This is a genomic window from Candidatus Cryptobacteroides sp. (assembly GCF_056207615.1).
Genome location: NZ_JBAEER010000060.1, coordinates 1 through 25282 on the forward strand (window position 1 = coordinate 1; position 25282 = coordinate 25282).

At 50.5% G+C, this 25282-nt stretch carries 27 protein-coding genes; 16 read left to right on the top strand and 11 right to left on the bottom strand.

What is annotated here, in order from left to right; genetic code table 11:
• The first annotated feature begins 315 nt into the window (after positions 1-315).
• From AC06ND_RS03755 to AC06ND_RS03775, 5 genes are all read left to right on the top strand, one after another.
• Complete coding sequence (locus tag AC06ND_RS03755; protein WP_475677655.1) at positions 316-672, top strand: hypothetical protein; 357 nt, start codon at positions 316-318, stop codon at positions 670-672.
• Between the two features lie 337 nt (positions 673-1009).
• Positions 1010-1600, top strand: coding sequence for a toxin-antitoxin system YwqK family antitoxin (locus tag AC06ND_RS03760; protein ID WP_475677656.1), 591 nt, complete (start codon positions 1010-1012; stop codon positions 1598-1600).
• Between the two features lie 121 nt (positions 1601-1721).
• A complete protein-coding gene (locus AC06ND_RS03765; protein ID WP_475677657.1) occupies positions 1722-2180 on the top strand; it encodes a hypothetical protein in 459 nt (152 codons plus the stop codon).
• Between the two features lie 206 nt (positions 2181-2386).
• On the top strand, positions 2387-3364 hold the full coding sequence (locus AC06ND_RS03770) for a hypothetical protein (protein WP_475677658.1): 978 nt from the start codon (positions 2387-2389) through the stop codon (positions 3362-3364).
• 203 nt (positions 3365-3567) lie between these two features.
• On the top strand, positions 3568-4137 hold the full coding sequence (locus AC06ND_RS03775; RefSeq protein ID WP_475677659.1) for a hypothetical protein: 570 nt from the start codon (positions 3568-3570) through the stop codon (positions 4135-4137).
• A 101-nt stretch (positions 4138-4238) separates the two neighbouring features.
• Here AC06ND_RS03775 and AC06ND_RS03780 read toward each other — a convergent pair whose 3' ends face one another.
• From AC06ND_RS03780 to tyrS, 3 genes are read right to left on the bottom strand one after another with little or no spacing between them, the layout of a single operon-like run.
• Positions 4239-5456: an FtsX-like permease family protein gene (locus AC06ND_RS03780; protein WP_475677660.1), complete on the bottom strand. Its 1218-nt coding sequence runs from the start codon at positions 5454-5456 to the stop codon at positions 4239-4241.
• An 11-nt stretch (positions 5457-5467) separates the two neighbouring features.
• Positions 5468-5815 (bottom strand): 30S ribosome-binding factor RbfA, encoded by a 348-nt coding sequence (rbfA, locus tag AC06ND_RS03785; protein WP_475677661.1) that lies wholly within the window; start codon positions 5813-5815, stop codon positions 5468-5470.
• The gene (tyrS, locus tag AC06ND_RS03790) at positions 5815-7104 is read right to left on the bottom strand and encodes a tyrosine--tRNA ligase (RefSeq protein ID WP_475677662.1); all 1290 of its coding nucleotides are present in this window, start codon (positions 7102-7104) and stop codon (positions 5815-5817) included. Before tyrS ends, rbfA begins: the two co-directional genes overlap by 1 nt.
• A gap of 143 nt (positions 7105-7247) precedes the next feature.
• Between tyrS and tpiA the strand changes: the two genes are divergently transcribed.
• Positions 7248-8003 carry a triose-phosphate isomerase gene (gene tpiA, locus AC06ND_RS03795; protein WP_475677663.1) on the top strand — a complete coding sequence of 252 codons (756 nt, stop codon included), beginning with the start codon at positions 7248-7250 and terminating at the stop codon, positions 8001-8003.
• A gap of 208 nt (positions 8004-8211) precedes the next feature.
• On the opposite strand, the gene ybaK is transcribed toward tpiA, so the two are convergent.
• From ybaK to AC06ND_RS03815, 4 genes are read right to left on the bottom strand one after another with little or no spacing between them, the layout of a single operon-like run.
• Positions 8212-8688, bottom strand: coding sequence for a Cys-tRNA(Pro) deacylase (gene ybaK, locus AC06ND_RS03800; RefSeq protein WP_475677664.1), 477 nt, complete (start codon positions 8686-8688; stop codon positions 8212-8214).
• A 3-nt stretch (positions 8689-8691) separates the two neighbouring features.
• Positions 8692-9225, bottom strand: coding sequence for an RsmD family RNA methyltransferase (locus tag AC06ND_RS03805; protein WP_475677665.1), 534 nt, complete (start codon positions 9223-9225; stop codon positions 8692-8694).
• Positions 9226-9903 (bottom strand): DUF3822 family protein, encoded by a 678-nt coding sequence (locus AC06ND_RS03810; RefSeq protein ID WP_475677666.1) that lies wholly within the window; start codon positions 9901-9903, stop codon positions 9226-9228.
• Positions 9884-10603 (bottom strand): hypothetical protein, encoded by a 720-nt coding sequence (locus tag AC06ND_RS03815; RefSeq protein WP_475677667.1) that lies wholly within the window; start codon positions 10601-10603, stop codon positions 9884-9886. The genes AC06ND_RS03810 and AC06ND_RS03815 overlap by 20 nt, the downstream gene beginning before the upstream one ends.
• Positions 10604-10725: 122 nt before the next feature.
• On the opposite strand from AC06ND_RS03815, the gene AC06ND_RS03820 reads away from it, so the two are divergent.
• Genes AC06ND_RS03820 through AC06ND_RS03845 form a run of 6 tightly spaced genes read left to right on the top strand, consistent with a single transcriptional unit; the run spans position 10726 to position 16560 of the window.
• Positions 10726-11775, top strand: coding sequence for a DHH family phosphoesterase (locus AC06ND_RS03820; protein ID WP_475677668.1), 1050 nt, complete (start codon positions 10726-10728; stop codon positions 11773-11775).
• Positions 11772-12305 carry an FKBP-type peptidyl-prolyl cis-trans isomerase gene (locus AC06ND_RS03825; protein ID WP_475677669.1) on the top strand — a complete coding sequence of 178 codons (534 nt, stop codon included), beginning with the start codon at positions 11772-11774 and terminating at the stop codon, positions 12303-12305. Before AC06ND_RS03820 ends, AC06ND_RS03825 begins: the two co-directional genes overlap by 4 nt.
• Positions 12306-12343: 38 nt before the next feature.
• Positions 12344-13357: an FKBP-type peptidyl-prolyl cis-trans isomerase gene (locus AC06ND_RS03830; RefSeq protein WP_475677670.1), complete on the top strand. Its 1014-nt coding sequence runs from the start codon at positions 12344-12346 to the stop codon at positions 13355-13357.
• Positions 13354-14742, top strand: coding sequence for an MATE family efflux transporter (locus AC06ND_RS03835; RefSeq protein WP_475677671.1), 1389 nt, complete (start codon positions 13354-13356; stop codon positions 14740-14742). Before AC06ND_RS03830 ends, AC06ND_RS03835 begins: the two co-directional genes overlap by 4 nt.
• Before the next feature lie 2 nt (positions 14743-14744).
• Positions 14745-15344, top strand: a complete 600-nt coding sequence (locus AC06ND_RS03840; RefSeq protein WP_475677672.1) for a cytidylate kinase-like family protein — start codon at positions 14745-14747, stop codon at positions 15342-15344.
• The gene (locus tag AC06ND_RS03845; RefSeq protein ID WP_475677673.1) at positions 15337-16560 is read left to right on the top strand and encodes a serine hydrolase domain-containing protein; all 1224 of its coding nucleotides are present in this window, start codon (positions 15337-15339) and stop codon (positions 16558-16560) included. Before AC06ND_RS03840 ends, AC06ND_RS03845 begins: the two co-directional genes overlap by 8 nt.
• Before the next feature lie 204 nt (positions 16561-16764).
• Here AC06ND_RS03845 and AC06ND_RS03850 read toward each other — a convergent pair whose 3' ends face one another.
• Complete coding sequence (locus AC06ND_RS03850; RefSeq protein WP_475677681.1) at positions 16765-18069, bottom strand: acetyl-CoA hydrolase/transferase family protein; 1305 nt, start codon at positions 18067-18069, stop codon at positions 16765-16767.
• Positions 18070-18107: 38 nt separating this feature from the next.
• On the opposite strand from AC06ND_RS03850, the gene mazG reads away from it, so the two are divergent.
• Together mazG and prfA are read left to right on the top strand one after the other, a co-directional pair.
• Entirely contained in the window at positions 18108-18914 is an 807-nt protein-coding gene (mazG, locus tag AC06ND_RS03855) for a nucleoside triphosphate pyrophosphohydrolase (protein ID WP_475677674.1), read from the top strand.
• Positions 18915-18977: 63 nt separating this feature from the next.
• A complete protein-coding gene (gene prfA / locus AC06ND_RS03860; protein ID WP_475677675.1) occupies positions 18978-20063 on the top strand; it encodes a peptide chain release factor 1 in 1086 nt (361 codons plus the stop codon).
• Between the two features lie 70 nt (positions 20064-20133).
• On the opposite strand, the gene fabF is transcribed toward prfA, so the two are convergent.
• Together fabF and AC06ND_RS03870 are read right to left on the bottom strand one after the other, a co-directional pair.
• Positions 20134-21372, bottom strand: coding sequence for a beta-ketoacyl-ACP synthase II (fabF, locus tag AC06ND_RS03865; RefSeq protein ID WP_475677676.1), 1239 nt, complete (start codon positions 21370-21372; stop codon positions 20134-20136).
• 6 nt (positions 21373-21378) lie between these two features.
• Positions 21379-21804, bottom strand: coding sequence for a DUF4293 domain-containing protein (locus AC06ND_RS03870; protein WP_475677677.1), 426 nt, complete (start codon positions 21802-21804; stop codon positions 21379-21381).
• 86 nt (positions 21805-21890) lie between these two features.
• Here AC06ND_RS03870 and AC06ND_RS03875 point away from each other — a divergent pair, with 86 nt between their 5' ends.
• Entirely contained in the window at positions 21891-22760 is an 870-nt protein-coding gene (locus tag AC06ND_RS03875) for a nucleoside phosphorylase (RefSeq protein ID WP_475677678.1), read from the top strand.
• A complete protein-coding gene (locus tag AC06ND_RS03880; RefSeq protein ID WP_475677679.1) occupies positions 22760-23530 on the top strand; it encodes a M48 family metalloprotease in 771 nt (256 codons plus the stop codon). Before AC06ND_RS03875 ends, AC06ND_RS03880 begins: the two co-directional genes overlap by 1 nt.
• Positions 23531-23701: 171 nt before the next feature.
• On the opposite strand, the gene AC06ND_RS03885 is transcribed toward AC06ND_RS03880, so the two are convergent.
• Positions 23702-25282, bottom strand: a 1581-nt coding sequence (locus AC06ND_RS03885; RefSeq protein WP_475677680.1) for an ATP-dependent Clp protease ATP-binding subunit, incomplete at its 5' end; no start/stop codon positions are given.

Here is a 25282-nt window from a genome sequence, read left to right on the forward strand (position 1 = left end):
CTGGACAGAATAGTGCACAAATCTCTCCGCTTTGAGTTGAAAGGAGATAGCATGAGAAAGAAATATTGATATCTTTGCGAATCTAAACCAGGTGGCCGAGTATCACCGGAATCGGTGGCCGACTATCCGCCGGAATATCTATGAATCTTTGTCCAGCCTTGGCCGTCTTTCATAGAAGGCCGCAGGCTTCGACAAGGAACGCATCAAGTCTGATGTGATCAACCTTTTCAAGGAGCATGACCTGCTCTGATGTATGTATAGTTTCCTGCCGGAATCTCCGGCAGGAAATCCATTAATCTTTAAAGAAACAAATCAATGAAACATAAAAATATTGCGGCGGCTGCGATTTCAGCCGTCCTGGGGCTGATGTCCCTTGCCATATCGGCAAAAGAATCGTATATTGGTACCGACAGCACGGTTATGGTCCGCGACTACATCGCGAACATGGAGTATGTGAACGGCGTGCTGGAACGCGTGAACTTCGAAGGAGGCTACATCGACATGACGGGAGAGAGTCCGAGATACATGTACTACGTGACCGACCATCTTGGCAATGTCAGGACGGTCGTGGACGAGGACAACACATTGTTCGGCAGGTTCACGACGATTGATCTTATGGCAGAGAAGTACTATTCAGTGAGTCCGTATGCGTACTGTGCGGGAATCCGGTGAACAGGGTGGATCCCGATGGTTTGGCATGGCGACTGACACTTACTAGTGACATTGATTCGCAAAGTCGCTATGGTAATGGGTATGAATGGGGTGATGAATCTGAGTCATAATATCTTGCAGATGGCTCAACTGTGACATATGCGGCCTGTACCTTTCCTAGTGACTTGTTGAAGTATCCTACTGTCAACGAGGGCTCGTATGAGGCCAATGTCGGAATGCTCAAGGGAAGCTTACGGCTCTGAAAATGAGGGGTGTAGGTGCAAAAATTTACTTCTGCCTTTGCCAAGAATTGAAGGGAGGGCAACCTTATATTAACGTTATCTTTGCATAGAACGATATGAAAAGATTTATTCTGTTTATTTTACTGATTCCTATCTATGCTGTGCTGTTTGCACAGCCGTCTGCTCCATATAACAAGTATGACTCAGAAGGCCGTAGGACTGGCCCCTGGATGTGGACTGATGGAAATTTTGTTGAGTGCGTGGTTTATAAAGAAGGCAATAAGGACGGCCTTGGGTTTAGGGCCAACAAGGTAGCCAAAGAGTTAGAGACATTTTTCTATGACAATGGTTTGCTCCGTGCTACGCGGTTGTATATCAATGCTGTATTGATAGGCCAGACGTTTGACTATGAGGACGTAGAACGTTATGTTCCATGTAAAGAGACTGGAGCTATGGTGAAGTTCGACAGACAATGCTATTCACAGGAGTTTTATCCCAATGGGATGATTAAGGATGAAGGGTTGTGGATAGGATGGAAAAATGATTCTTATGATGATTTGTTTACTGAAGATTTTGGGGAAGGCGATTTTTTCGGCGAATGGCACTATTATGATGAAGAGGGAAATCTGAGGGAAACAAAGATTTATGAAACGACTATTTATCACAGAACACCATCAGAGGCAGTTTTATTCGCAGATGAAGAATAGACCCCTGTGCTTATTTTGAATATCTGTAACCATGTTTGTCCGGTAAAAATTTGATTCGCATAAACTAACATTTCTTAACTTACGGACACTTGCCACCAAGCAATGCGATATTCAGGTAGATATGAAAATTATTATTTACATTAGGATTGATGCATCATTGGACAAGAAGTCTGATAGCATCTGTTATGTTTCCGACTTGTTGGAAGACAGTTTGAAAGATATAGACTATGGTGCGATAAATTATTATCTTCTAAGTTGTGTGGCGGTTAAAACGAGGCCTGGTTTCGAAGCGTGGTCTAAGGCTAAACGTCCACGCTTCGTCGAACACTATCGTGCAAAGGGCTGGGATGGCACTTATCTTGAAGTTGATGGCTTCTATAATTGCTCTTTCAAGATCGACGGTGAAGACTACGACCGCTTTGCATCTGCATCCGAAGAAGAAGCCCGGAGGATTGTTGCCGCCAAGGTGGTTGAATCTTTGTCCAGCCTTGACCGTCTTTCCAAGAAGGCCGCAGGCTTCGACAAGGAACGCTTCAAGTCTGATGTGCTCAACCTTTTCAAGGAGCATGACCTGCTCTGATGTATGTATAGTTTCCTGACGGAGTCTCCGGCAGGAAATCCATTAATCCTAAAAGAAACAAATCAATGAATGGTTGTAAGATTCTTATTATCATATTAGAGTATTATTCCCGTCGCTATTACAGATTGCCAGAAAAGATAAGAGATATCAGGGTCTTCTTGAATGAGTGGGAAAAGCAGGATGGTACGTTGGTGCAAGGATAAAAGTTGAAGAAGATGGATTGTTTTGTAAAGGATACATTTTGTAAGCGGATTGTTGTTATTCTGACACTTTTCGCATCTGTTTCATGCGTTGGCCAAAAGGACTGCAAATCATTGTTCTATAGCCCGTCATTGCAAGACAGCCTGTCCCGATATCTTGAGTTGATATCATGTGATGACGTGGTAAGAGTGACGGATATAGATATCTTTCACAGAAATGATTCTGTTATTGTGTCATTTGACTCAAAGCCGTTTCTTGACAGGACTATCCCGTTCGATCCTGAAATAGATGATATTGACAAGATGACCCATGTTAAGTCAGGTATGTATCAGAACTCTATAATCAGGTTGTTTTCTGTTCCGGAGCTTTCTAAGAGTGTTGCCAATAAATCATCATTGACAAGGTACTCTAAAGATGTTTCGCTTTTGTTGGAGGAAATGAAGCAACTGAGACCTGATGAGATCCCTTTTCAAATGCCATATCATAAAGAATATAGTCTTGAGAACGATGGGACGGTGGCCCTGAAATTTGAAAGAATGTTCTCACGTACTGAGACAAGTGATGCTTTTGGTGAGGCAGTCGAGGACGTGTTCTATGATACACCACTAAGGGACTCGTTGATTGACTTCAGGGCAAAGACGAAATTGGTCGCTGATTTTGCCCCAATGGTATATGAGGTCTGTTTCGGCGGATCTTCCACGCAGCCTATGGTCAGTTTTACTTGTGCATCAGGTATAAATGAAGTTGAAGATGTCGATTATGACAGGAGCTCTTATCAAGTGCTGCACACTGTGGATATTGGCAATGAGATTCTGGTTATCAGTAGTATAGGTTTGGATACTATCGATGAGTTCATCAGACTGGATCGACTGACCTTGGACTCATGTTTATGTGACTCCTTGCGTTTACGATATAGCGAACATCCGTTTTATACATCATATCATATAAGAAACAAGGGGATGTCTCTCTCTTATAAGAGATAGCTCGGTCCATATGTTAAGCAATAGTTTCCTGCCGGAGCCTACTTGCCATATCGGCAAAAGAATCGTATATTGGTACCGACAACACCATGCTAATGTCCTTTGGAACGATGAAACGTATTTGTTTATTATTGTTGTTGCTATTCTTTTCTCTTCGTGTCCATGGCCAGGATAGGTCACAGAGTACATCCGTTATTCGCGATTATATGCTGCCTTATGGATCTGATGCTGTAATTCCACTCTATGACAAGCCAGGTGGGGAGATTATATCGTATATCAATAACGATGATATGCGCTTGAAGTCAGTTATTGTACTGGATACCTTATCTCATACTTGTTGTGATGAGCAGGAAAGGAATGTGGCTGTGCCTGAATATAAGTTTGAAGATAGGCTTTTCAAGAGCCATATACTGTCCCGAATGCGTGATGAGTCTATGAACATATGCTTTATATCAGTACAGGAGCGTCCTGATTCAAATAGCATCATATATGTGAATTATGTTGATTCATATGAGTTGCATGAAGGTGAGATTGATAAGATATATGGCGTGGTCAGGGCTAAAAGTTGTCTGATATTCCTGGATGGGGCATCAAATGAAAAAGTGTTCCGCGAGACAAGGCAAAAAAAGAGACTGGTAATACAGTGCACACAAACTTATCCCGAAAATGTCGATGATGGCATCCAGGAATCTTTTGTCGTCAAGGACACAGGGATAATGAGGATCAATTGGAACGGAAACAGGCTTGAACCTATTGCCCCAAAACAAAGAGAATAAACCAAGAGACGTTCTCGTATATGGTCAGTTGACTTTAAAATGCTGTCCAGATCAGAGTATAAGAGCGTATTCAGATAGATATGACTTTGATATGCTGAATCCTACTCTGACCTGAAACGCCTTGCCGTAGGCAGCCAGGCGATGAAATAGCCGATGGCGGCGACGCTGACGGCGGTCAGAAGTATGTCTGACCATTCGAGGATGACTGGATATGCTGAGATAGAGAAACTGCCAGGCATCCTGACTATCCCGAAGTGCTGCTGGGCGAGTACGATAAGAATTCCTGAAACGAGGCCGGCGCACATTCCAAGCATCGAAATCATCCATCCTTCAAGGATGAAGATCTCTCGCGTGGTGGACTCCTTGGCTCCGAGGAACTGAAGTGTCCGTGTGTCTTCCTCTTTCTCGATCATCAGCATCGACAGGCTGCTGAAGATGTTGAATGCGATGATTATTATGACGAACAGCAGGATGAGGTAGACAGACGCTTTCTCGTATCTCATCATCTTGTACAGGGATTCATTCTGCTGGTATCTGTCCTTGACCTTATACTCCGGTCCCATCTTGTCCGCGATCTGGGCAAGTAGCCTTTTCTGAGCCTTGGCAGTGAGGGTGCTGTCTATGCGGAGCTCAAGCCCGGACACTTCGTTCTCCAGACTGAGCAGCTCACGCATCTGGGCGAGAGGTACCAGCACCACATTGTTGTCCGTGCTTGATTCGATGTTGTAGATTCCGGAAGGGAATACCTTGACGGATTCGAGCGATGCCGCCGGGTTGCTCAGCGAGAACGGTCTGTCGGCAGAAGGGAAGTACATCTCGATGCCGGCTATGAAGCGCGGGCTGATTCCCATCTCATAGGCGACCTGCGAACCGACGACGGCGAGCGGGATGTCGCCTTTGTGGAACTCGAACTTGCCTTCGATGATGTCCTTGCTGATAGGGGATTCCTCCATGTAGACGTCGTCGACACCTTTGGCTATGGCGATTCCGTTCCTGCCTGAATAGGAAAGGTAGACATTGTCCTCAAGGACGCTGGACATGCTGATGATCGACTCGTTGTCATACAGCCAGTCGAAGGCTTCTCCCTCCGGAACGAAGGTCTTGCCCTTGGATGGGGTCACCATGATATCGGGATCCATGTCGCTGAGCGAAGTCTTGACGATCGAGTCGAAGCCGTTGTAGACGGAAAGGATGATGACCAATGCTGCCGTTCCCACAGCCATGCCCGCAACGCTGATCGCAGAGATGATGTTGATCACATTGTGTGACTTCTTTGCGAAAAGGTAGCGCCTGGCTATGAAGAACGGCAGATAAGGCATATCTCTGAGGACTATTTCTTGAGAAGCTCGTCGATGTGCTCGGCGTAGTCAAGTGAAGAGTCCAGATAGAATACGAGTTCAGGGACGATCCTGAGCTGCTTTGCGACAAGATGTCCGAGTTCGCCACGGTAGACCTTGACGTTTGCGTCGAGGATTTCCATCACAGCTTCACTCTTGGCTGAAGGGAATACGCTGACGTAGACCTTGGCTACCGAGAGGTCGGGGCTGATGCGAACCTCGCTGACGGTCACCATGGCTCCGCCGAAAGATGCCATGCCCTTGCTGCGGATTATCTCCGCAAGGGCCTTCTGCAGTTCTCTTCCGACCTTGAGCTGTCTGGTTGATGCTGGCTTCTCCATTACTGTACGTTGATGATGAAGTAGTTCTTCTTACCCTTCTGTACGAGGATGTACTTGCCGTCGATGATGTCAGCCTCGGTGATGTCGCGGTTGATGTCGGCAGTCTTGTCCTTGTTGATGCTGATGCCGTTGCCCTGGACCATCTTCCTTGCCTCGCCCTTCGATGGGAGGACCTGGGTCTTCACTGCGAGGAAGTCGAGGATGTTGCAAGGGAGTTCGGACTTCGCTACGTCAAAGGTAGGGACGCCTGAGAACACTGCGAGGAAGGTCCTCTCGTCAAGCTTGCGGAGCTCCTCTGAGGTTGAGTTTCCGAAGAGCATCTTTGAAGCTGCCACTGCGTTGTCATATTCAGCCTCGCCGTGTACCATGATGGTGATCTCCTTTGCGAGGAGCTTCTGGAGACTTCTCTGGCCCGGGTCTTCCTTGTGCTGAGCTACAGCAGCCTCTACGGTCTCCCTGTCGAGGAGGGTGAAGATCTTGATGTATTTCTCTGCGTCATCGTCGCTGACATTGAGCCAGAACTGGTAGAACTCGTATGGTGAGGTCCTCTCAGGATCGAGCCAGATGTTGCCCTTCCCGGTCTTTCCGAACTTGCCTCCGTCTGCCTTTGTGATGAGAGGGCAGGTGAGGGCGTAGGCCTGCTCGCCGAGGGTGCGGCGGATGAGCTCAGTACCTGTGGTGATGTTGCCCCACTGGTCTGCGCCGCCGAGCTGGAGCTTCACTCCCTCGTGCTCGTAGAGATAGAGGAAGTCATAGCCCTGAAGGAGCTGGTAGCTGAACTCGGTGAATGACATGCCCTCTGAAGAGTCGCGGCTGAGGCGCTTCTTCACAGAGTCCTTGCTCATCATGTAGTTTACGGTGATGAGCTTTCCGATATCGCGTGTGAAATTGATGAAGGTGTAGTCCTTCATCCAGTCATAGTTATTTACGAGTTTGGCAGCGTTAGGTGCGTCTGAGTCGAAGTCAAGGAATCTGCTGAGCTGCTTCTTGATGCACTCCACGTTGTGGCTGAGGGTAGCCTCGTCAAGAAGGTTGCGCTCAGCTGACTTCATTGAAGGGTCACCGATCATACCGGTGGCACCGCCTACAAGAGCATAAGGCTTGTGTCCGCAGTTCTGGAAGTGCTTGAGAATCATAACACTTACAAGGTGGCCGATATGGAGTGAATCGCCAGTCGGGTCGATTCCTACATATGCAGCTGCAGGACCTTTCAACATTTCCTCTTCTGCTCCTGGGGTGATGTCATGGATCATTCCCCTCCATTTAAGTTCTTCAACGAAATTCTTCATCGATTGTATAATTGATTTTTTTGTTTTCCAATGAAACGCAAAGGTACGCATTTTATTGTAATTTTTGGATTTAAGCAGTAAATTTGCAGTCTGGACCAAGGTCCGTAAAGGTTAGAGTACAAATTATAATTCAATTCAATATCATGAGAAAGAACATTGTAGCAGGAAACTGGAAGATGAACACTACAGTTCCTGAGGGCGTAGAGCTCGCAAAGGCAGTTGTAGCAGCATCAGCACAGGTACCAGCAGAAGTAGGTCTTGTCATCGCTACTCCATTCACCCACCTTTATCCAGTAAACGAGGTTGTAAAGGGCACACGTGTCGCACTTTCAGCTGAGAACTGCGCAGACAAGGCAAAGGGCGCTTACACTGGAGAGGTTTCAGTAGACATGCTTACCTCAGTAGGTTGTGAGTACACCATCCTCGGTCACTCAGAGCGTCGTCAGTATTATGGTGAGACAGACGAGAAGCTCGTCGAGAAGACAAAGCTCGCTCTCGCTGCTGGTCTCAAGGTGATCCTCTGCGTAGGTGAGAACCTCGAGGAGCGTGAGGCTGAGAAGCATTTCGCAGTATGCGAGGCTCAGACTGTAAACGTTCTCAAGAACTTCACAGCTGAGGATATGAAGAACATCGTCATCGCTTACGAGCCAGTTTGGGCTATCGGTACCGGTAAGACCGCTACTGCTGAGCAGGCTGAGGAGATCCACGCATACATCCGCAAGGTCCTCGCTGACATGTTCGGTGCACAGGTTGCAGACGACACCACTATCCTTTACGGTGGTTCTTGCAAGCCTTCTAACGCTAAGGAGCTCTTCGCTATGCCTGATATCGACGGTGGCCTCATCGGTGGCGCCGCTCTCAAGGCTGAGGACTTCATAGGCATCGCTGTTGCTTTCTAATTAGAAACGATCCGTTTTTCTAATATTAAAGAGGCTGATCCAGATGGTCAGCCTCTTTTATATTGCCCCCGCAGCTATCGCAGCTGCCCCGAGGGGCATGCCGTCTTCACTTCGTTCCGACGGGTGTCTCCGTGGCTCAATTACCATTTCGCACACTCCGGCACTGCGCTGATGCTCCTTGGCGCTTATGCTTTAGCCAGTGGGATTCTTAAACGATGTCTGAAGGTTCTGCTGGGACAAAGGCGATGAGGTCCTCTGGATTGATCTTGAACTGAAGTCCTCGCACGCCTGCGCTAATATATATATAGTCATACAGCATGGCGCTTTCCTCGATATATGTAGGGAAAGGCTTCTTCATTCCGATAGGGGAACAGCCACCGCGGATATAGCCTGTGGTAGGAAGTAGATCCTTCATGTGGATAAGGTCGCACTTCTTGTTTCCGGAGATCTTTGCAGCCTTCTTCAGGTTTATTTCCTCTCCGCCAGGAATGACACAAACGAAGTGCCCGGTCTTGTCACCTTGGAGGACAAGCGTTTTGAATACCTGCTCAAGAGGCTCGCCAAGCTGTGCTGCTACATGATCGGCAGCAAGGTTGTTCTCATCCACATCGTAGGGTACGAGCTCATAAGCTACGCCTGCCTTGTCAAGAAGACGGGCAGCATTTGTCTTTTCTATCTTGGCCATAGTCTATTTCTCAAAGAAACTGAAATGTACGTTGCCATATTTCCTCATCTTCACGAAATGTGGATGCTGGCTGAAGTCATAGTCGTCTCCATGCTCAAGAATGAAGTAGCATCCTTCATGCAGTATGTCCTTGGCAAAGACCTTGTCAGGAATACCTGCGAGTCCTTCTATTGCATAAGGCGGGTCTGCGAAGATGAGATCGAACTTCTCGTGACAGATTTCGAGGAAGTCGAATACGTTATGGTGTACGGTAGTGAGGTTGCTCAGACCAAACTTTGCCGCCTGAGACTTGATGAAATTTGCATGCATCGGCAGCATCTCCACGCAGTAAACTCGCTCGGCACCGCGCGATGCGAACTCGTATGAGATAGCACCTGTCCCTCCGAAGAGGTCCAGCACCTTTAGGCCCTCGAACTCGTATTCGTTGTTGAGGATGTTGAACAAGCCCTCCTTGGCGAAGTCCGTGGTCGGACGCGCCTTGTAGCCATTTGGCGGGAAAATCATCTTTCCCTTAAGCTTGCCACCGATGATTCTCATCTAGAAGGTCTCGACTGAGTGGAAATAACTGTAGAGTGATTCTTCCTCCTCCGCAGAGAGCGGGGTGCGGAAATATATCGTCGACACCTCAGGGTTGAGCTGAAATTTGCGCAATACCATAAATATAAAGTACTCCGCAGTCGTGAAATCTGAGGCCTCGAAAGAATTGCAGAGAAGCAGGGTCTTACCCTGGGCTACGATAAGGTGGATGTAGCCGTCTGCATAAGATGCGACGATCTTGTTGTATTCGCTGATCCTCTCAAGCGAGGTCAGCATGAAATATTGTTCCGGAATGAGGAGGCCCTTGCTGCCGTCGGTCTTCCTGATGGATTCATGGAGCATCCTCGCGAGCGTGCCGTTGACGCTGGTCGAGAAGACAGCCACGGCGCCGAACTGGGGCAGCTGTGCGTAGCCTACGCCCTCATCCGGTGCAAGGGTGAAGGTCTCACCAAGCATCGCGCGTGCGTCCTCGGGTCTGAAGAAGTTCGTCGGTACGAGGGTGAACTTCGGAGTAAAAACCGAAATGGCTACCTCGTCAAACCTTTTCTGAAGTTCCGGGGTGGTAAAAACACGGTCTGCGCCCAGCCATTCTGACCGGGCGCAGCCGCTATTGATTGCGAATCCATCCGATTTGACCTGGATGGAAACCTGAGTTTTATTACTCCCAGTTACCTGCATTGTTGTTAGGAGCTGAGATGCTACCTACCATAAGGCCAGGGTAGCGTCCGCTGTCCTCCCTCTCAAAGTACCTGTTGACTACGAGCTGGTGATCGAGACCCTTGAGGAGGTACTCTACGATCTTACCGTTCTGGTTGATAGCGTAAGGCATCTTAGCCTCGAAGAGAGGAACCTTTACACCTGAAACGGTCTTGATGGTAGACTCCATCATTACAGAGTCACCGCATGCAGGGATGAATGCGATAGAGTCGATGCAGAAGTCGTCCCTCTTGCAGAGAGTGTCCTTTACTGGAATAGGGTGGTTAACCTTACCCCATACTGCCTTACCATTGAGGTACTCCTGATAGAGCTGTGCCTCGAGAGCCTCGCCCTTGAGCCTGCTGCTCTTGATGAAGTTAGTTCTGTTGAGGTCTGCGATAGAGTCGTCCTGTGAACCGAACTGGAGAACGATGTCCATCTTGCCCTCGTTGTAGTACCACTTGAGTGAGTCGATAGTAGGAGCATACCTACCATACTGGCTCTTGAATGAGTTCTGGAGGGTACGGATGTCTTTGAGGCGCTGGATTGCAACCTGCTCGCGTGCGTCCTGCTGTTTGTTGAACTTTACTGGCTGCATGACACTGTCTACGCAGAGGTAAGCGAGTCCTGCGATGCAGAGTGGAAGCACTACTGAAGTGAGGATTATCTTCAAGATTTTCATTGTGGTATATTATTTTGTTTTATTTCGGTTTTACAGTTGATTCTTAAAATCCGGACAAAGTTAAAAAATTCATTTATGAAATGCAATATAATTTCTAAATTTGCATCATAAGATTTTGGCTTTTGGACACACTTGACAGACAGAGTCTCGCAAGACTCGACGAGCTTTTCGGAAAAGCGACCAATGTAGCGATAGTAACTCACGTGCATCCTGATGGCGATGCGCTCGGCAGTAGCTTCGGACTTCAGCATTATCTGAGGTCCAGAAGTGTGGCGTCGACTGTATTCGTGCCTGACGAAGTGCCTGAGACTCTTTACTTTGTTCTCGAAGGTGCAGATGAGGGACAGCCTGTTGTGGCGACCTCCGACCTGCGCCGTGCGGAACAGATTTTGGCGTCTGCCGATCTTCTAGTATGTCTGGATTTCAATGCTTTCGGAAGGGCAGCTGTCCTTGCTCCTGCCCTCGCGGCCCTGGCATGCCCGAAAGTTCTCATCGATCATCACCTTAGACCAGACAGGGAAGCCTTTGACCTTTGCTTCTCTGATACCCGGGTGTCCTCGGCTAGCGAGCTCCTTTACCATGTCCTGATGTCAATGCCTGATGTCGCTGATGATGCGAGAGCGCTACCTGCACATTGTGCGCGATGTCTTATGACAGGTATGACGACAGATACCAACAACTTCGCTAATTCGACCTTCCCTTCAACCTTGGACATGGCGTCGAAACTTATTGCTGCCGGGGTGGACAGGGATTCGATTCTTTACGGGATATACAATAACTATCGCGAGGAGAGATATCGACTTCTCGGTCACCTGCTTTCAGATGTCTTGACCATTACGCCTGAAGGAGTCGCCTATATGGTGCTCGGAGAGGAGGACAAGCAGAAGTACGATGTGAGGGAAGGAGACACCGAAGCCTTTGTGAACATGCCGCTTGGCATACGTGGGGTGAGGATGAGCATATTCGCGAAGCAGCAGGACGAATCCGTGTATCGCATATCCATCCGCTCAGAGAAGGGCGTGAGCGCCAATGTCTGTGCAGGTCAGTTTTTTCACGGTGGCGGACATGAGAATGCCGCAGGCGGAAGGCTTGACATTCCTGCTGACGTGACCGACACGAAGAGTGTTGCCGCATACATCGAGGCCGTAACCAGGAAATTCTTCAACGAATGAGAAAGGTTCTAATCATAGTGATGGCTCTTGCGCTCGCTTCATGTACGAAGGCGAGCTACGAGTCCACATACAATAGCCAGGAGGCAAAGATCGACCAGTTCATCGAATCGCAACTCAAGAGGGACAGTACATTGACAGTCGTCCACAACAAGGGTTCCCATAGGCTTGTCCTCAATCCTGGACAGGGTGAGGAACTCGGCGAGAAGGGGCGCGTGGCTTTCTATTACTGCGGTTATGTGTTCAATTCTGGCATCTCTCCTCAATATATGTTCGCTACGAACAACAGGGAAGAGGCGGAAGCCGTTGGCTGGAATGTTGAGGCTGCGGATTTCGAGGTGAAGACGGTGGATATGTCATCTGCAGACTTGCACCGCGGATTGCGCGAAGGTCTGGTGGGCGTTAAGGCCGGAGAACAGTGTATTATATTGTTTTCAGGTAAATATGGCTTCGGGAAGAAGGCTGTCGGCACGATTCCTGCTAACTCCGCCTTGGCTTACGTCGTCTGGGTAGAGGGAGTAAGCAACGAATAACCGATTTTTTCGTATATTTGCGAGATTAATTTACAGTAATGAAAAGAAGCTTAGCATATATTCTTTCAGCCTGTGCGATGGTGGTGCTCTCTGCATCATGCGCCAGGACAGTCAGCAGCTATAACTATGCCGATGCAAAGAGGTATCTCGAAGCATGGATGTCTCAGAATCATCCAGGGGTGAATATGAGACCTGACGGACTCTATATCCTTGATGAGACTGACGGAACCGGCGAACTTGTCGGCGATAAGGACTATGTCTTCCTTACATATACCGTCCGAAGCATTTCGGGTGCAATCGAAAAGACGACCGATCCTGAACTCATGAAGCAGCTCGGAACTTTCGAGAAGGCAACCTATTATGGCGACCGTGTATGGAAGCTTGCAGATAACCAGCAGCTTGCCGGTGTGGAACTTGCCATAAGGGACATGAAGGTGGGCGGAACACGCCAGGTCGTAATCCCTCGCTGGCTTCTCACCAACAACAGGCATGATTCTCTCAACGAGTATCTCGACGACACTAAGGGCGCCTCTTCGGATTACATCTATGAGCTCAAGGTCTCTGACGCTACCGACAGCCTTGACCGTTGGCAGATCGACACGATGGACAGGTTCATCGCAGCGAACTACGACGAGAGCCAGATCAAGAAGCAGAGTCGCGGCTTCAGGTACATTCGCCTGAGCGAGCCTTCTGATACGACTGCGTACAAGAAAGATTCAACCTTCTATATCAACTACACAGGAAAGCTCCTCAACGGACAGGTCTTCGATACGACTAACCCGGACATTGCGAAGATTCACAACATCTATTCTGCATCCAAGGACTATGCTCCTGTGAAGATCAAGATGGGCGAGAAGTATTCGGATATTACCCTTGGAGGATCCAGCACAATCAACGGCTTCTCACTTACCCTATGGAACATGAGGCCTCATGAGAAGGGAGTCGGTGTCTTCTTCTCGAGCTTAGGATACGGTGCCAGCGGCTCAGGTGACAAGATACCGGAATTTGCTCCTCTTGTCTTTGAAATAGAAATAGTAGATAAACCTGAATGACAGAAAACAAAGCAGTACCAACGGAACTTGGTACAGAAAAGATAAGCAAGCTTTTGAAGAATTATGCCGTCCCTGCGATCATCGCAATGACGGCTTCTTCTCTCTATAATATGGTGGACAGCATCTTCATCGGACAGGGTGTAGGTGCCCTCGCCATCTCTGGTCTGGCCATCACTTTCCCGCTGATGAACCTCTCGGCAGCCTTCGGTACCTTGGTCGGCGTCGGTGGAGCCACGATGCTCTCTATCCTCCTCGGTCAGAAGAACTATGCTGCGGCTAACAAGGTGCTTGGCAACGTGGTCAGTCTCAATATCCTCGTGGGACTCCTCTTCATGGCAGTGTCTCTGGCCTTTCTGGATCCTATCCTGACTTTCTTCGGCGCCAGCGAGAATACCATCGGATATGCACGGGAATATATGCAGATCATACTTGCCGGCAACGTCGTGACGCATCTGTATTTCGGATTGAACAGCGCGATGCGATCATCCGGAAACCCGAAGACCGCGATGGGTCTGACGCTGTTTACCGTCATATTCAATACCATTCTCGATCCCCTCATGATCTTCGGGCTCGGAATGGGCATTCGCGGTGCTGCATGGGCAACGGTGTTCTCACAGACGGCGGCGCTGATCGTCATAATGGTGCTTTTCAGCGACAAGAAGAAGGTCCTGCACTTCGAGAAGGGCATCTGCCGCTTCGACTGGAGGATTGCCAAGGATTCTACCGAGATAGGATTCGGACCTTTCCTGATGAACGCTGCCAGCTGCATCGTGACCATCTTCATCAACAAGCAGCTCGTGAAGTACTGCGGTGACCTCGGCGTCGGTGCGTATGGCATCAACAACAGGCTCACGTTCCTCTTCATCATGGTATGTATGGGTTTCAACCAGGGAATGCAGCCAATCGCCGGATATAATTATGGCGCGAGGAAGTATAAGAGGGTAGTCGAAGTCTACAAGAAGACTACTGACATGGCTACCATAGTCGTGACGTTTGCGTTCATCTGCAGCGTTTTCTTCCCACGCATTCTTGCCGGCATCTTCACTCACGATCCAGAGCTCATCGACCTTTCGTCACATGGACTCAGGATCATGAACTGCTGTATCTGGAGCATCGGTTATAGTATGGTCGCGACCAATCTCTTCCAGTCGCTGGGAATGATCACGAAGTCCATTTTCCTGTCCCTCTCGAGGCAGCTGATCATACTCGTGCCTTTGCTCTACATCCTCCCGACCTTCCTCGGCGGAGACGGTGTATGGTGGAGTTTCCCTATCTCGGACATACTCGCTGCGCTCATCGCGCTTGTGATGAGGGCAAAGCTTCTCAGACAGTTGAATTCACTCAATGACGGCGACGATCCAGCCGTCCTTGGCAGCAGGATGTAGATATGGCAAAGAAGATAATCATCAATATCGGACGACAGTTCGGTAGCGGCGGAAAGTCTACCGCCATGGAACTCGGAAAGAAGCTCGGCATACCTGTATATGATAACGAGCTCCTCACGCGTGCGGCGCAGGACAGCGGACTCAGCGCAGGTATGTTCTCCAGGAAGGATGAGAGCAAGAGCAGTTTCCTTCAGGGAATATCCTCTATGATCAACGGTTCGAACGAGGATATCATGCTGTTCCAGCTTCAGAGCCAGACAATAAGGAACATCGCCGAGAGCGGTTCTGCGATCATCGTAGGACGCTGCTCGGACTATGTTCTCCGCGATATGGACTGTACCTTGGACGTGTTTATAACAGCATCGATGGAGAGTCGCAAGGCAAGGGTCGCTGAACGCTGCGGAATTGAACTGGAGAAGGTTGAGGCATACATAGAGAAGAAGGATAGGGCTCGTGAGAGCTACTACAATCACTATACTTTCGGCAACTGGGGAGTGGCTTCAAACTACGACCTCTGCATCGATTCCTCCAAGATTGGAATTGAGCAGACCGCAGACATGATCATAGATTACGCCCGCAAGGCAGGATTGCTGGATGAATAGGAGGACTCTCATATCCTTTGCCGTGCTCGTCCTGCTGTCGGCCGTGACCTTTGCCGACAACTGGCCAATCTCGCGTCTGCCTTATCCTAAGGTGGGCGTGAATCTCAATAAGACCATCACGAATGCCGATTCTGACCTGCCGGAACTCAGCGGATTGGACTCAAAGCTGCGCGCCTATATGCAGAAATGGGAACTGAAGGGCGCCTGCATCGCCGTGATGCGTAACGATTCGCTCGTGTTCGCAAAGGGATATGGCAAGGCAGACGAGGGGGTGCCTATGCAACCTTACCACCTCATGAGGGTCGCTTCGGTGTCCAAGCTCATCACGGCAGTCGGCATAATGAATCTCGTGGATCAAGGCATGCTCAGTCTGAGTGACCCGGTGTTCGGCGAGGATGGAATACTCGTGGGTCCGGAATATGCGAATGCTCTCAAGGATCCGAACTATTCGAAGATAACTGTGGAGCATCTGCTCCGTCACCAGGCCGGTTTCGCGACCGATCCAATGTTCGCAGGCGAGACCGTCAGGCAGTCTCTCGGGCTTTCCCGCAGACCGGAGGCAGAGGACTACATCCGCTACGGTTTGAGCAAGAAGGTGCTTTACCGTCCAGGCGATACCCATAGGTATTCGAACTTTGGATACCTTCTCCTTTCTAAGATAATCGAGGTGGTTGGAGACACCGACTATGAGACATACATGGACCGTAATATACTCGAGCCGATAGGTTGCAACGACATGCACATCGCAGGGAACGAGTATGTGGATCGCTTCCCTGGAGAGGTCAGATATTATAGTCACGATGTGTCAAAGAACAGCTACGGTGCCAACGATATCACCGTGCTTGCAGGAGCCGGCGGATGGTGCTGCTCAGTTCTCGAACTCGCGAAGCTGGTTGCCGCCATCGACGGTCGCCCGGAGGTGGAGGATGTGATAAGTTCATATTCCGTGGACGATATGACGGCGTACCATGCACCGGAGTGGTATTCTCTCGGCTGGAACGACACCAATCCGGAAAAGGGCTGGACCAGGACGGGAACATTCACCGGAACGAGTGCCCTCATCAAGTATTTCCCGGACGGTGAGTGTTGGATATTCGTAACCAATACGAGCACATGGCGTGGTCCTAGGCTTGCAACCGCCACTGCGGAACTCTTCGACCAGTGCCGTCTCCAATACAGCAAGAAGTTCCCTAAGCGGAACATGTTCTATTATTAGGCAGTACCAGTCATTCGGCTTGTACCAGTCATCGACGATCACAAACCTTCGCTTCGCTCATCCCTCCCAGCTAGCGCTGGGCCCCTCCCTCTTACGAGACCGAGGGTGGTCACGGGTTTGCCATCGTCGATGACTGGTACGGCGGAGGAAAATAATAAGGCGGTGATTTTCGTCACCGCCTTACTGCGTTTTTATGATAATCTTCTAGATGTCGAAATTGTGGTAGTGAGGACCGAACCTCTCGAAAGCCTGGCGGTCAAGCATCTCGCGATCGTCAGGGTGAGCGATGCTGATGAGAAGCTTTGCACGCTCCTGGCAGCTACGTCCATAGAGGTCTACTGCACCATATTCGGTAACTACCCAGTGGGCGTCTGAACGTGGTGTCACGACGCCTGCGCCTGGGTTGAGCTGTGCTGTGATCTTGCTCTGACCCTTTGCAGTCCTTGATGCAAAAGCTGTGATGCTCTTTCCTCCCTCACTCATGGATGCGCCACGTACGAACTCGAGCTGTCCGCCGGTACCAGAGAAGAGCCTTGTTCCGATTGAGTCAGCGCAGATCTGTCCGGTGAGATCGACCTCGACAGCAGAATTGATAGCCTTCATGTTAGGGTTCTGTGCGATGACCCATGGGTTGTTGGTGTACTCGATGTCGCGCATGAGTACGTCTGGATTATGGTCGATGAAAGAGTATACCTCATTGCTTCCGAGGAGGAATGAAGATACTACCTTTCCTGTGTCGATCTTCTTGTTCATGCCGTTGATGACGCCCTTCTTGATGAGGCGAAGAAGTCCGTCGGCGAACATCTCAGTGTGGAGACCGAGGTTCTTGTGGTTTCCGAGCTCGCCTGCGAGTGCGTTAGGAAGTGCTCCGATACCCATCTGGAGGCAATCACCGTCGTTTACGAGCGCTGCACAGTTCTTTCCGATGAGCATCTCGGTAGGAGTAGGCTCTGCGAAGTTGGCGGTCACGAGCGCAGCGTCATCCTGCACGAGATAGTCGAACTTGCTGAGCGGAATGAGGTTGCCGTAAGCGAAAGGAACGTTAGGGTTCACTACTCCGATCACGAGCTCTGCTGAATCGATTGCAGCTACAGAGCAGTCTACTGAGGTACCAAGGCTGACCATGCCGTTCTCATCAGGAAGGGAGCAGTTCACGAGAGCCGCACCGAGCTTGATGAAACCCTGACGGTAGAGACGAGGAGTCTCTCCGAGGTGTACTGGAAGGTAGTCAGCATAACCGGCGTTAACATTCTTGCGGACATTAGGGCCGAGGAAGAATCCCTGGTCGAAGAAGATTCCGTCATACTGAGGCTCGCTGTATGGTGCTGGGCCTTCTGTATGGAAATGGTGGAAATGCAGGTCCTTTACATCACCGGCGTCTGCACGGCGGCAGAGTGCCTGGATGAGGATGTGTGGCACGCTGGCGACACTGCTGAGGTGGATGTGTGATCCGGATTTGATGTGGCTGACAGCCTCGTCAGCGGAAACAAAGTTCAAATTCATGGAAATTGGTTATTTTTGCGGCCACAAAGTTAAGAAATATTCTCATGCACACAAGAGAGGAAAAGTTGGAAGCGTTCGGCCGTCTGCTTGACGTGATGGACGCCCTCAGGGAAAGATGCCCATGGAATGCAGAGCAAACCATGGAGTCGATACGCCCAATGACCGAGGAGGAGGTCTATGAACTCAGCGACGCCATAATAAGGAAGGATACGGCCGAGACGATGAAGGAGATCGGCGACCTTCTCTACCATATGGTGTTCTATGCGCGCATAGGGCAGGAGAGCGAGTCCTTCGACATCGCAGACTCCATCAACAAGGTCTGTGACAAGATGATCTTCCGCCACCCGCATGTGTTCCGTCGCGACGGTTCGCTCGTTCCGCAAGGAGAGGCTCCGAGCGCAAAGGAAATAGCCGACACCTGGGAACTCGTCAAAGCCAAGGAGAAAGACGGGAACAAGACCGTCATGTCCGGAATCCCTACCTCGATGCCGGCAGTGCTCAAGGCTCTGTCGATGCAGGAGAAAGCAAGAGGCTGCGGCTTCGACTGGGAGAAGAGGGAAGATGTGTGGGATAAGGTCCATGAGGAGCTCGGAGAGGCTCAGGAGGCCTGTGGTGAGGATGACATGGCACACATGACAGAGGAGTTCGGCGACCTGATGTTTGCGACCATCAACGCGGCAAGACTCTATGGCGTGGATCCGGAAGTCGCTTTGAGCGGCACCTGCGAGAAATTCCGTCGCCGTTTCACCTATCTCGAAGAGAACACCATGCGCAAGGGACGCAAGCTATCGGACATGACCCTCGCTGAGATGGATGTGATTTGGGACGAAGCCAAAGCCAAGGGATTGTAGTGATTCGCAAGAAATTGCTATATTTGCAGGCTGTTACAATACAGAGAAAAGAAAATACCATATATGGCAGAAAATTCACTTTTGGAAAAGATCCTTGGACTTCAGGAGAAGTACGAGTCACTGCAGGAGCAGCTCGCAAGCCCTGACGTTGTGTCGGACATGAAGAAGTTCGTGCAGCTGAACAAGCAGTACAAGGAGCTCGCGCCTGTAATTCAGGCTGGTCAGGAATATAAGATGCTCATGGATGAGCTCGAGATGGCAAAGGACATCATCGCGACAGAGAAGGACGAAGACCTTCGTGAGATGGCTAAAGAGCAGATCTCGGAGATCGAGCCTAAGATCCCTGACATGGAGCAGAACATCAAGCTCCTCCTCATTCCTGCTGATCCGGAGGATGAGAAGAACGCCATCCTCGAGATCCGCGGCGGTGCCGGTGGAGACGAGGCTGCTATCTTTGCGGGCGACCTCTTCCGTATGTACAGCAAGTACATCGAGACCAAGGGCTGGAAGATCGAGGTCACCAGCCAGTCTGAAGGTGCTGCCGGTGGATTCAAGGAAATCGTAGCCAAGGTCAGCGGTGACCATGTATACGGAACCCTCAAGTATGAGTCTGGCGTACATCGCGTACAGCGCGTGCCTCAGACTGAGACTCAGGGCCGAGTGCAGACTTCTGCAGCTTCTGTTGCCGTGCTTCCTGAGGCAGGCGAGTTCGATATCGAGCTCAACGAGAAGGATATCAGGAAGGATACCTTCTGCTCGTCAGGTCCTGGCGGTCAGTCGGTGAACACGACCTATTCAGCTATCCGACTTACCCATATCCCTACCGGTATCGTGGTACAGTGCCAGGATGAGAAATCTCAGCTCAAGAACTACGACAAGGCGCTCAATGAGCTTCGTACCCGTATCTACAATATGGAGTACCAGAAGTATCTCGACAATATCTCGGCAAAGCGTAAGACCATGGTCAGCACCGGTGACCGTTCTGCGAAGATCCGTACTTACAACTACCAGCAATCGCGAGTTACCGACCACCGTATCAACTATACCATGTACAACCTTCCTGTGTTCATGGACGGTGCGATTCAGGATGTGATCGACCAGCTTATCATCGCGGAGAACGCTGAGCGTCTCAAGGAAGCAGGTGAGTAGTCAATCTACCTAAGAAATATTAAGAGACCGATCCGGGAGGGTCGGTCTCTTTTAGTTTATGCTTTTCATCCTATGCTTTGCGGAAAGCGACGCAGGCGTTGTGGCCTCCGAAGCCCAGGGAGTCTGATATCGCAATGGTGAGGTCTGCCTGGACAGCCTTGTTCGGCGTATAGTCGAGATCGCATTCCGGATCCTGCTCGTCGAGACCGATGGTAGGCGGTACGATGCCTTCCTTGAGCGCGAGCACCGCAGCGATGGCTTCAATCGCTCCTGCCGCTCCGAGCAGATGTCCTGTCATGGACTTTGTCGAACAGATGTGCGCCCTCTTTGCGTCCTCGCCGAGAGCGAGCTTGAAGGCGAGGGTCTCGCACTTGTCGTTGAGAGCTGTTCCGGTTCCGTGCGCGTTGATATGGAGCGTGTCTGCAGCGTTGTATCCAGCTTCGTCGAGTGCAAGCCTGATCGCTGCTGCCTGGGTCTGTCCTGTCGGATTCGGCGCAGTCACGTGGTGTGCGTCGCAGCTATGTCCATATCCGGATATGAAGGCGAGAATCTGTGCTCCTCTTGCCTTTGCATGCTCGTATTCCTCGAGGATGAGTATGCCGGCACCTTCTCCCAACACGAATCCGCCGCGTCTTGCATTGAACGGAAGACTTGCCCTGGTCGGGTCGGTCTCCTTGCTGAGTGCCCTTGATGCAGCAAACGATGCCGCAGCCATAGGGACGAGTGCCGCTTCTGCTCCGCCGGTTATGATCGCATCGGAATATCCGTGCTTGATTGCCCTGTATGCTTCTCCGATAGCATTCGTGCCGCTTGCGCATGCGGATACGGTGTCCAGACATGGGCCGCAGGCATTGTGTCTGATCGCGATGTTTGCTCCGGCTATGTTTGAAATCATCGTTGAGACGTAGTTCGGAGAGATCCAGCGCAGACCTTCCTTGACAGATTTCTCGCACTCCGCTACTATGGTGCCGTAACCACCTATGCCTGAGCCGACGTATACGCCAAGGCGCATAGGGTCGATGTTTTCTCCGGAGACGAGTCCGGCCTGGTCCATTGCCTGCTTTGCAGCAGCCACCGCATAGACCGTGAACTTATCCTGTTTCCTTATGAAGGGCTTTTCGATTCCATAGACCTCTGGCTGGAAGTCCTTCACGGTGCCTCCGACATGCACGTTGATGTCGAGACCTTCGTATTCTTCTATGCTGGCTATGCCACATACGCCCTCGACGAGGTTCTTCCAGTATGTCTGCACGTCATTGCCTACCGGAGAGATGATTCCCATTCCGGTAACGACCACTTTTCTTTCCATAGGTGATTATCTTTTTCTTGTGTCGCGGAGCCTGCTCGATGCGCGTACCATGATCTCGTCCTGGAAGATCTTTCGTGACGCCATGAAGCAGAGTATGGATGCGATGAGCGGGAATACGGCGGTGACTGAGAACACCATCACGTCGTGGTTTGCGAACCAATCACTCACGATGACGCCCTGGATTCCGAGAAGGAGGAGGGCAGTGAGCACGGCAAGCCTCATCTGCAGCAGCCTGAGCTTCCAGGTGAAGATGCTGAGCACGCCGGTGAGCATGCAGATTATGGTGAGCACGAGGTATATGAGCTTTTCGCTGTAACGGATGTGCTCCACCACTCCGTCTGCGCCGATTACGTTTGCGATGTTACAGAAGAACAGCGATGCCGTGAGCGCACAGGCGATCGCGAGATATAAAGTCTGTATTCTTTGCCACATAGTTGTCGTTTTCAATTTGTACATCGCAAAAATACGGAATTTCAGTTAAAATGCTAAATTTGTAGGCAACCACTAGTAATTACGCAATGAGAATCCCAGAATCAGAACTAATCATCAACAGTGACGGATCTGCTTTCCATATTCATCTCCGTCCGGAAGAACTTGCCGATGACGTCATCCTCGTAGGTGATCCCGGCAGGGTTGACATGATAGCGGAATTCCTTACCGACATCGAATTCAGGCATGCTAACCGTGAGTTTGTCTCTGTCGCGGGCAGATACAACGGAAAGCGTTTCACCGTCCTTTCGCATGGAATCGGAACCGATAACATCGATATCGTGATGACTGAGCTCGACGCCCTCGCCAACATCGATTTCGAGACCCGTGAGGTGAAGAAGCAGCACAGATCACTCAATATACTTAGGATAGGAACCTCAGGTGCAATCCAGCCGGAGATTCCTCTCGGTTCGTATGTGTTCTCCGAGATATCCCTCGGCTGCGACGGTCTTCTCAACTGGTATGGAAACAGGGATGCTGTCGTCCTCAAGGATTACGAGGAGGAGCTCATGCGTCACATGAACTGGAGCAAATACCTTCCAGTCCCTTATTTCGTACCTGCGGGAAAGGGAATGACTGAGAAGTTCCGCGGTCGCGCTATCTTCGGCATCACCATCTCCGCATCAGGTTTCTACGGGCCTCAGGGACGCGTGATCAGGATTCCGCTTGCACTGCCAGATATGGTGGACAATTTCGAGTCGTATCTGTGCAATGGCAGGAAGATCACAAATTTCGAGATGGAGGGTTCGGCGCTTGCCGGTCTTGCTGCCCATCTCGGTCATAATGCCGCGACCATCTGCTGCATCATCGCCCAGCGTCATGCAGGCGATAGCAACACCGAGTACAAGGGTGGCATTCGTGAACTCGTTGAATACTGTCTCAAAATACTCAGCGAATAGTGAAAAGACTGATATATCTCCTTCTCTGCGTGATGACGGTGTCCTCGTGCGGAATTCTCACAAGCGGGCAACTTGACGCCGGCTATCTGGCCTCAGCTGCTGCTAAGACCCTTTCTGCTGCTACGATATCCGATGCCCAGATCATCCAGCTCAGCCAGCAGTCTGTAGCCCACTATGATGCGCAGAACAAGGTGCTGACTTCTGGCAAGTACTATGACAGGCTCACCAGGGTCGCTTCTTCTATAAAGGCTCCTCAGGGCATGAAGTTCAACTTCAAGGTGTATGACGTTCCGGAAGTGAATGCTTTCGCGTGTGCAGACGGTTCGATTCGAATCTACCGCGGACTCTTCGACGTCATGGATGATGACATGCTTGTTGCCATCATCGGTCATGAGGTAGGTCATGTGGTCCATCAGGATAGCAAGAAGGCTATGAAGAGGGCTTACCTTTCGTCTGCTGCTCGAGATGCAGTCAGCTCCGTGGGTGGAGTCGTAGGAGTGCTCTCGGACTCAATCCTCGGTGATCTCGCTGAGTCATATACCAGCGCTCAGTATTCACAGAAGCAGGAGTATGCTGCCGATTCATACGGTTTCCAGTTCGCCGTCGACAACGGACGCGACAAGTACAGCATGTACAAGGCCCTGGACAAGCTTGTGCAGCTCTCTGGAAGTTCTTCTACAAAATCTTCCGTTGCCAAGTGGTTTGCTTCCCATCCGGACAGCGGAGAGAGGGCGGAAAGGGTCAAGAAGATGGCAGATGAGATGAAATAGGCCGATTTTTGCGAAAAAAAGATAAAAAAGCGAGCTTGTACATCATGATTGTACAAGCTCGCTTTAGTTTTGCATCATCAAAACAAGGAAACAATGAAAACTACAGATCTCAACAAGCTTAGCAGCCTTTTCGAATCAGAGAATTCCTATCATGTCCTCGTCGATATGATTTCAGACCTCGACCTTGAGTTCAAGGGTGCTTTTGTTTTCTGATAAGGCAATCTTGATAGTGCGGAGACCTTCTGGCTTTCCCTTCGTGATCTTCGATGACATCCTGTCGGCGATGATGTACTCGGATACCGGATTCTCGATGTACTTCTGAATCGCTCTCTTGAGCGGCCTGGCGCCGTAGTTCGGATCATATCCGGCTTCGGCCACGAAACTCTTGGCGCTCGGAGTTATGCTTATCTTGAAGCCAGCCTCCGAAACCCTTTCCCTGAGCTCGCGCAGCTCGATGTCGATGATCTTGGCGATGTCGGCCTTGGAGAGGGAATTGAAATATACCAGTTCGTCGACCCTGTTGATGAATTCCGGCGGGAATGCCTTCTTGACGGCCTTCGCCAGCACTCCCTGCCTGTCGGCAGCAATGTTCCTGCCTGAAGTCATGAATCCCACACCTTTTCCGTATTCTTCCAGTTCGCGGCTTCCTACGTTGGAGGTCATTATGACGATGGTGTTCCTGAAGTTCACCGTCCTTCCGTTGCTGTCCGTGAGCCTTCCCTCATCCAGGACTTGGAGGAGGAGGTTGAAGATGTCCGGATGTGCCTTCTCGATCTCGTCGAGGAGCACGACGCAGTATGGCTTGCGCTTCACCTGCTCGCTGAGCTGACCACCCTCGTCGAATCCCACATATCCCGGAGGCGCTCCGACCAATCGCGACACATTGAACTTCTCCATATATTCGCTCATGTCGATGCGGACCATGCTGTCCTCCGAGTCGAACATGTAATCGGCTATCTGCTTGGCCAACTTGGTCTTTCCAACTCCGGTAGGTCCGAAGAAGAGGAAGCTTCCTATAGGCCTGTTCGGGTCCTTGATTCCGGCACGTCCGCGCTGGATGGCAGTGACGACGGTGTCTACCGCGTCATCCTGGCCGATGATGTGCGACTTGAGCCTCTCCTTCATCTTGAGCAGTCTCTCGCTCTCGCCGGTTGCTATCCTTCCGACAGGTATTCCGGACATCTGCGAGATGACCGCAGCGACGTCGTTCGCGCTCACGGACGTGGATGCCCTTTTGTTGCGCGACTTTCTAAGCTTGACCATCGATCCGGCCTCGTCCATCGCATCGATGGCCTTGTCCGGGAGGCAACGGTCTGTTATGTATCTCTCGGAGAGCTTGACGCAGGCCTCGATGGCCTCGTCCGAGTAGCTGACTCCGTGGTGGACTTCATAGTTCTTGCGGAGCTTCTGGAGTATCCTTACCGAATAAGCCATGTCAGCAGGCTCTACTACCACTTTCTGGAACCTTCTGTCGAGGGCTCCGTCCTTCTCGATAATCTTCCTGAATTCCTCCATCGTGGTGGCTCCTATGCACTGGATGTCACCCCTGGCGAGAGCTGGCTTGAGCATGTTTGCCGCATCGAGGCTACCCGATGCGCTTCCCGCTCCGACCATGGTGTGGAACTCGTCGATGAAGAGTATTATGTCAGGGTCGTTGCTGAGCTGGTTGATGATGTTCTTGATCCTCTTCTCAAAATCTCCACGATAGCGTGTGCCGGCAACGACTGATGCTATGTCCAACGAAATCAAGCG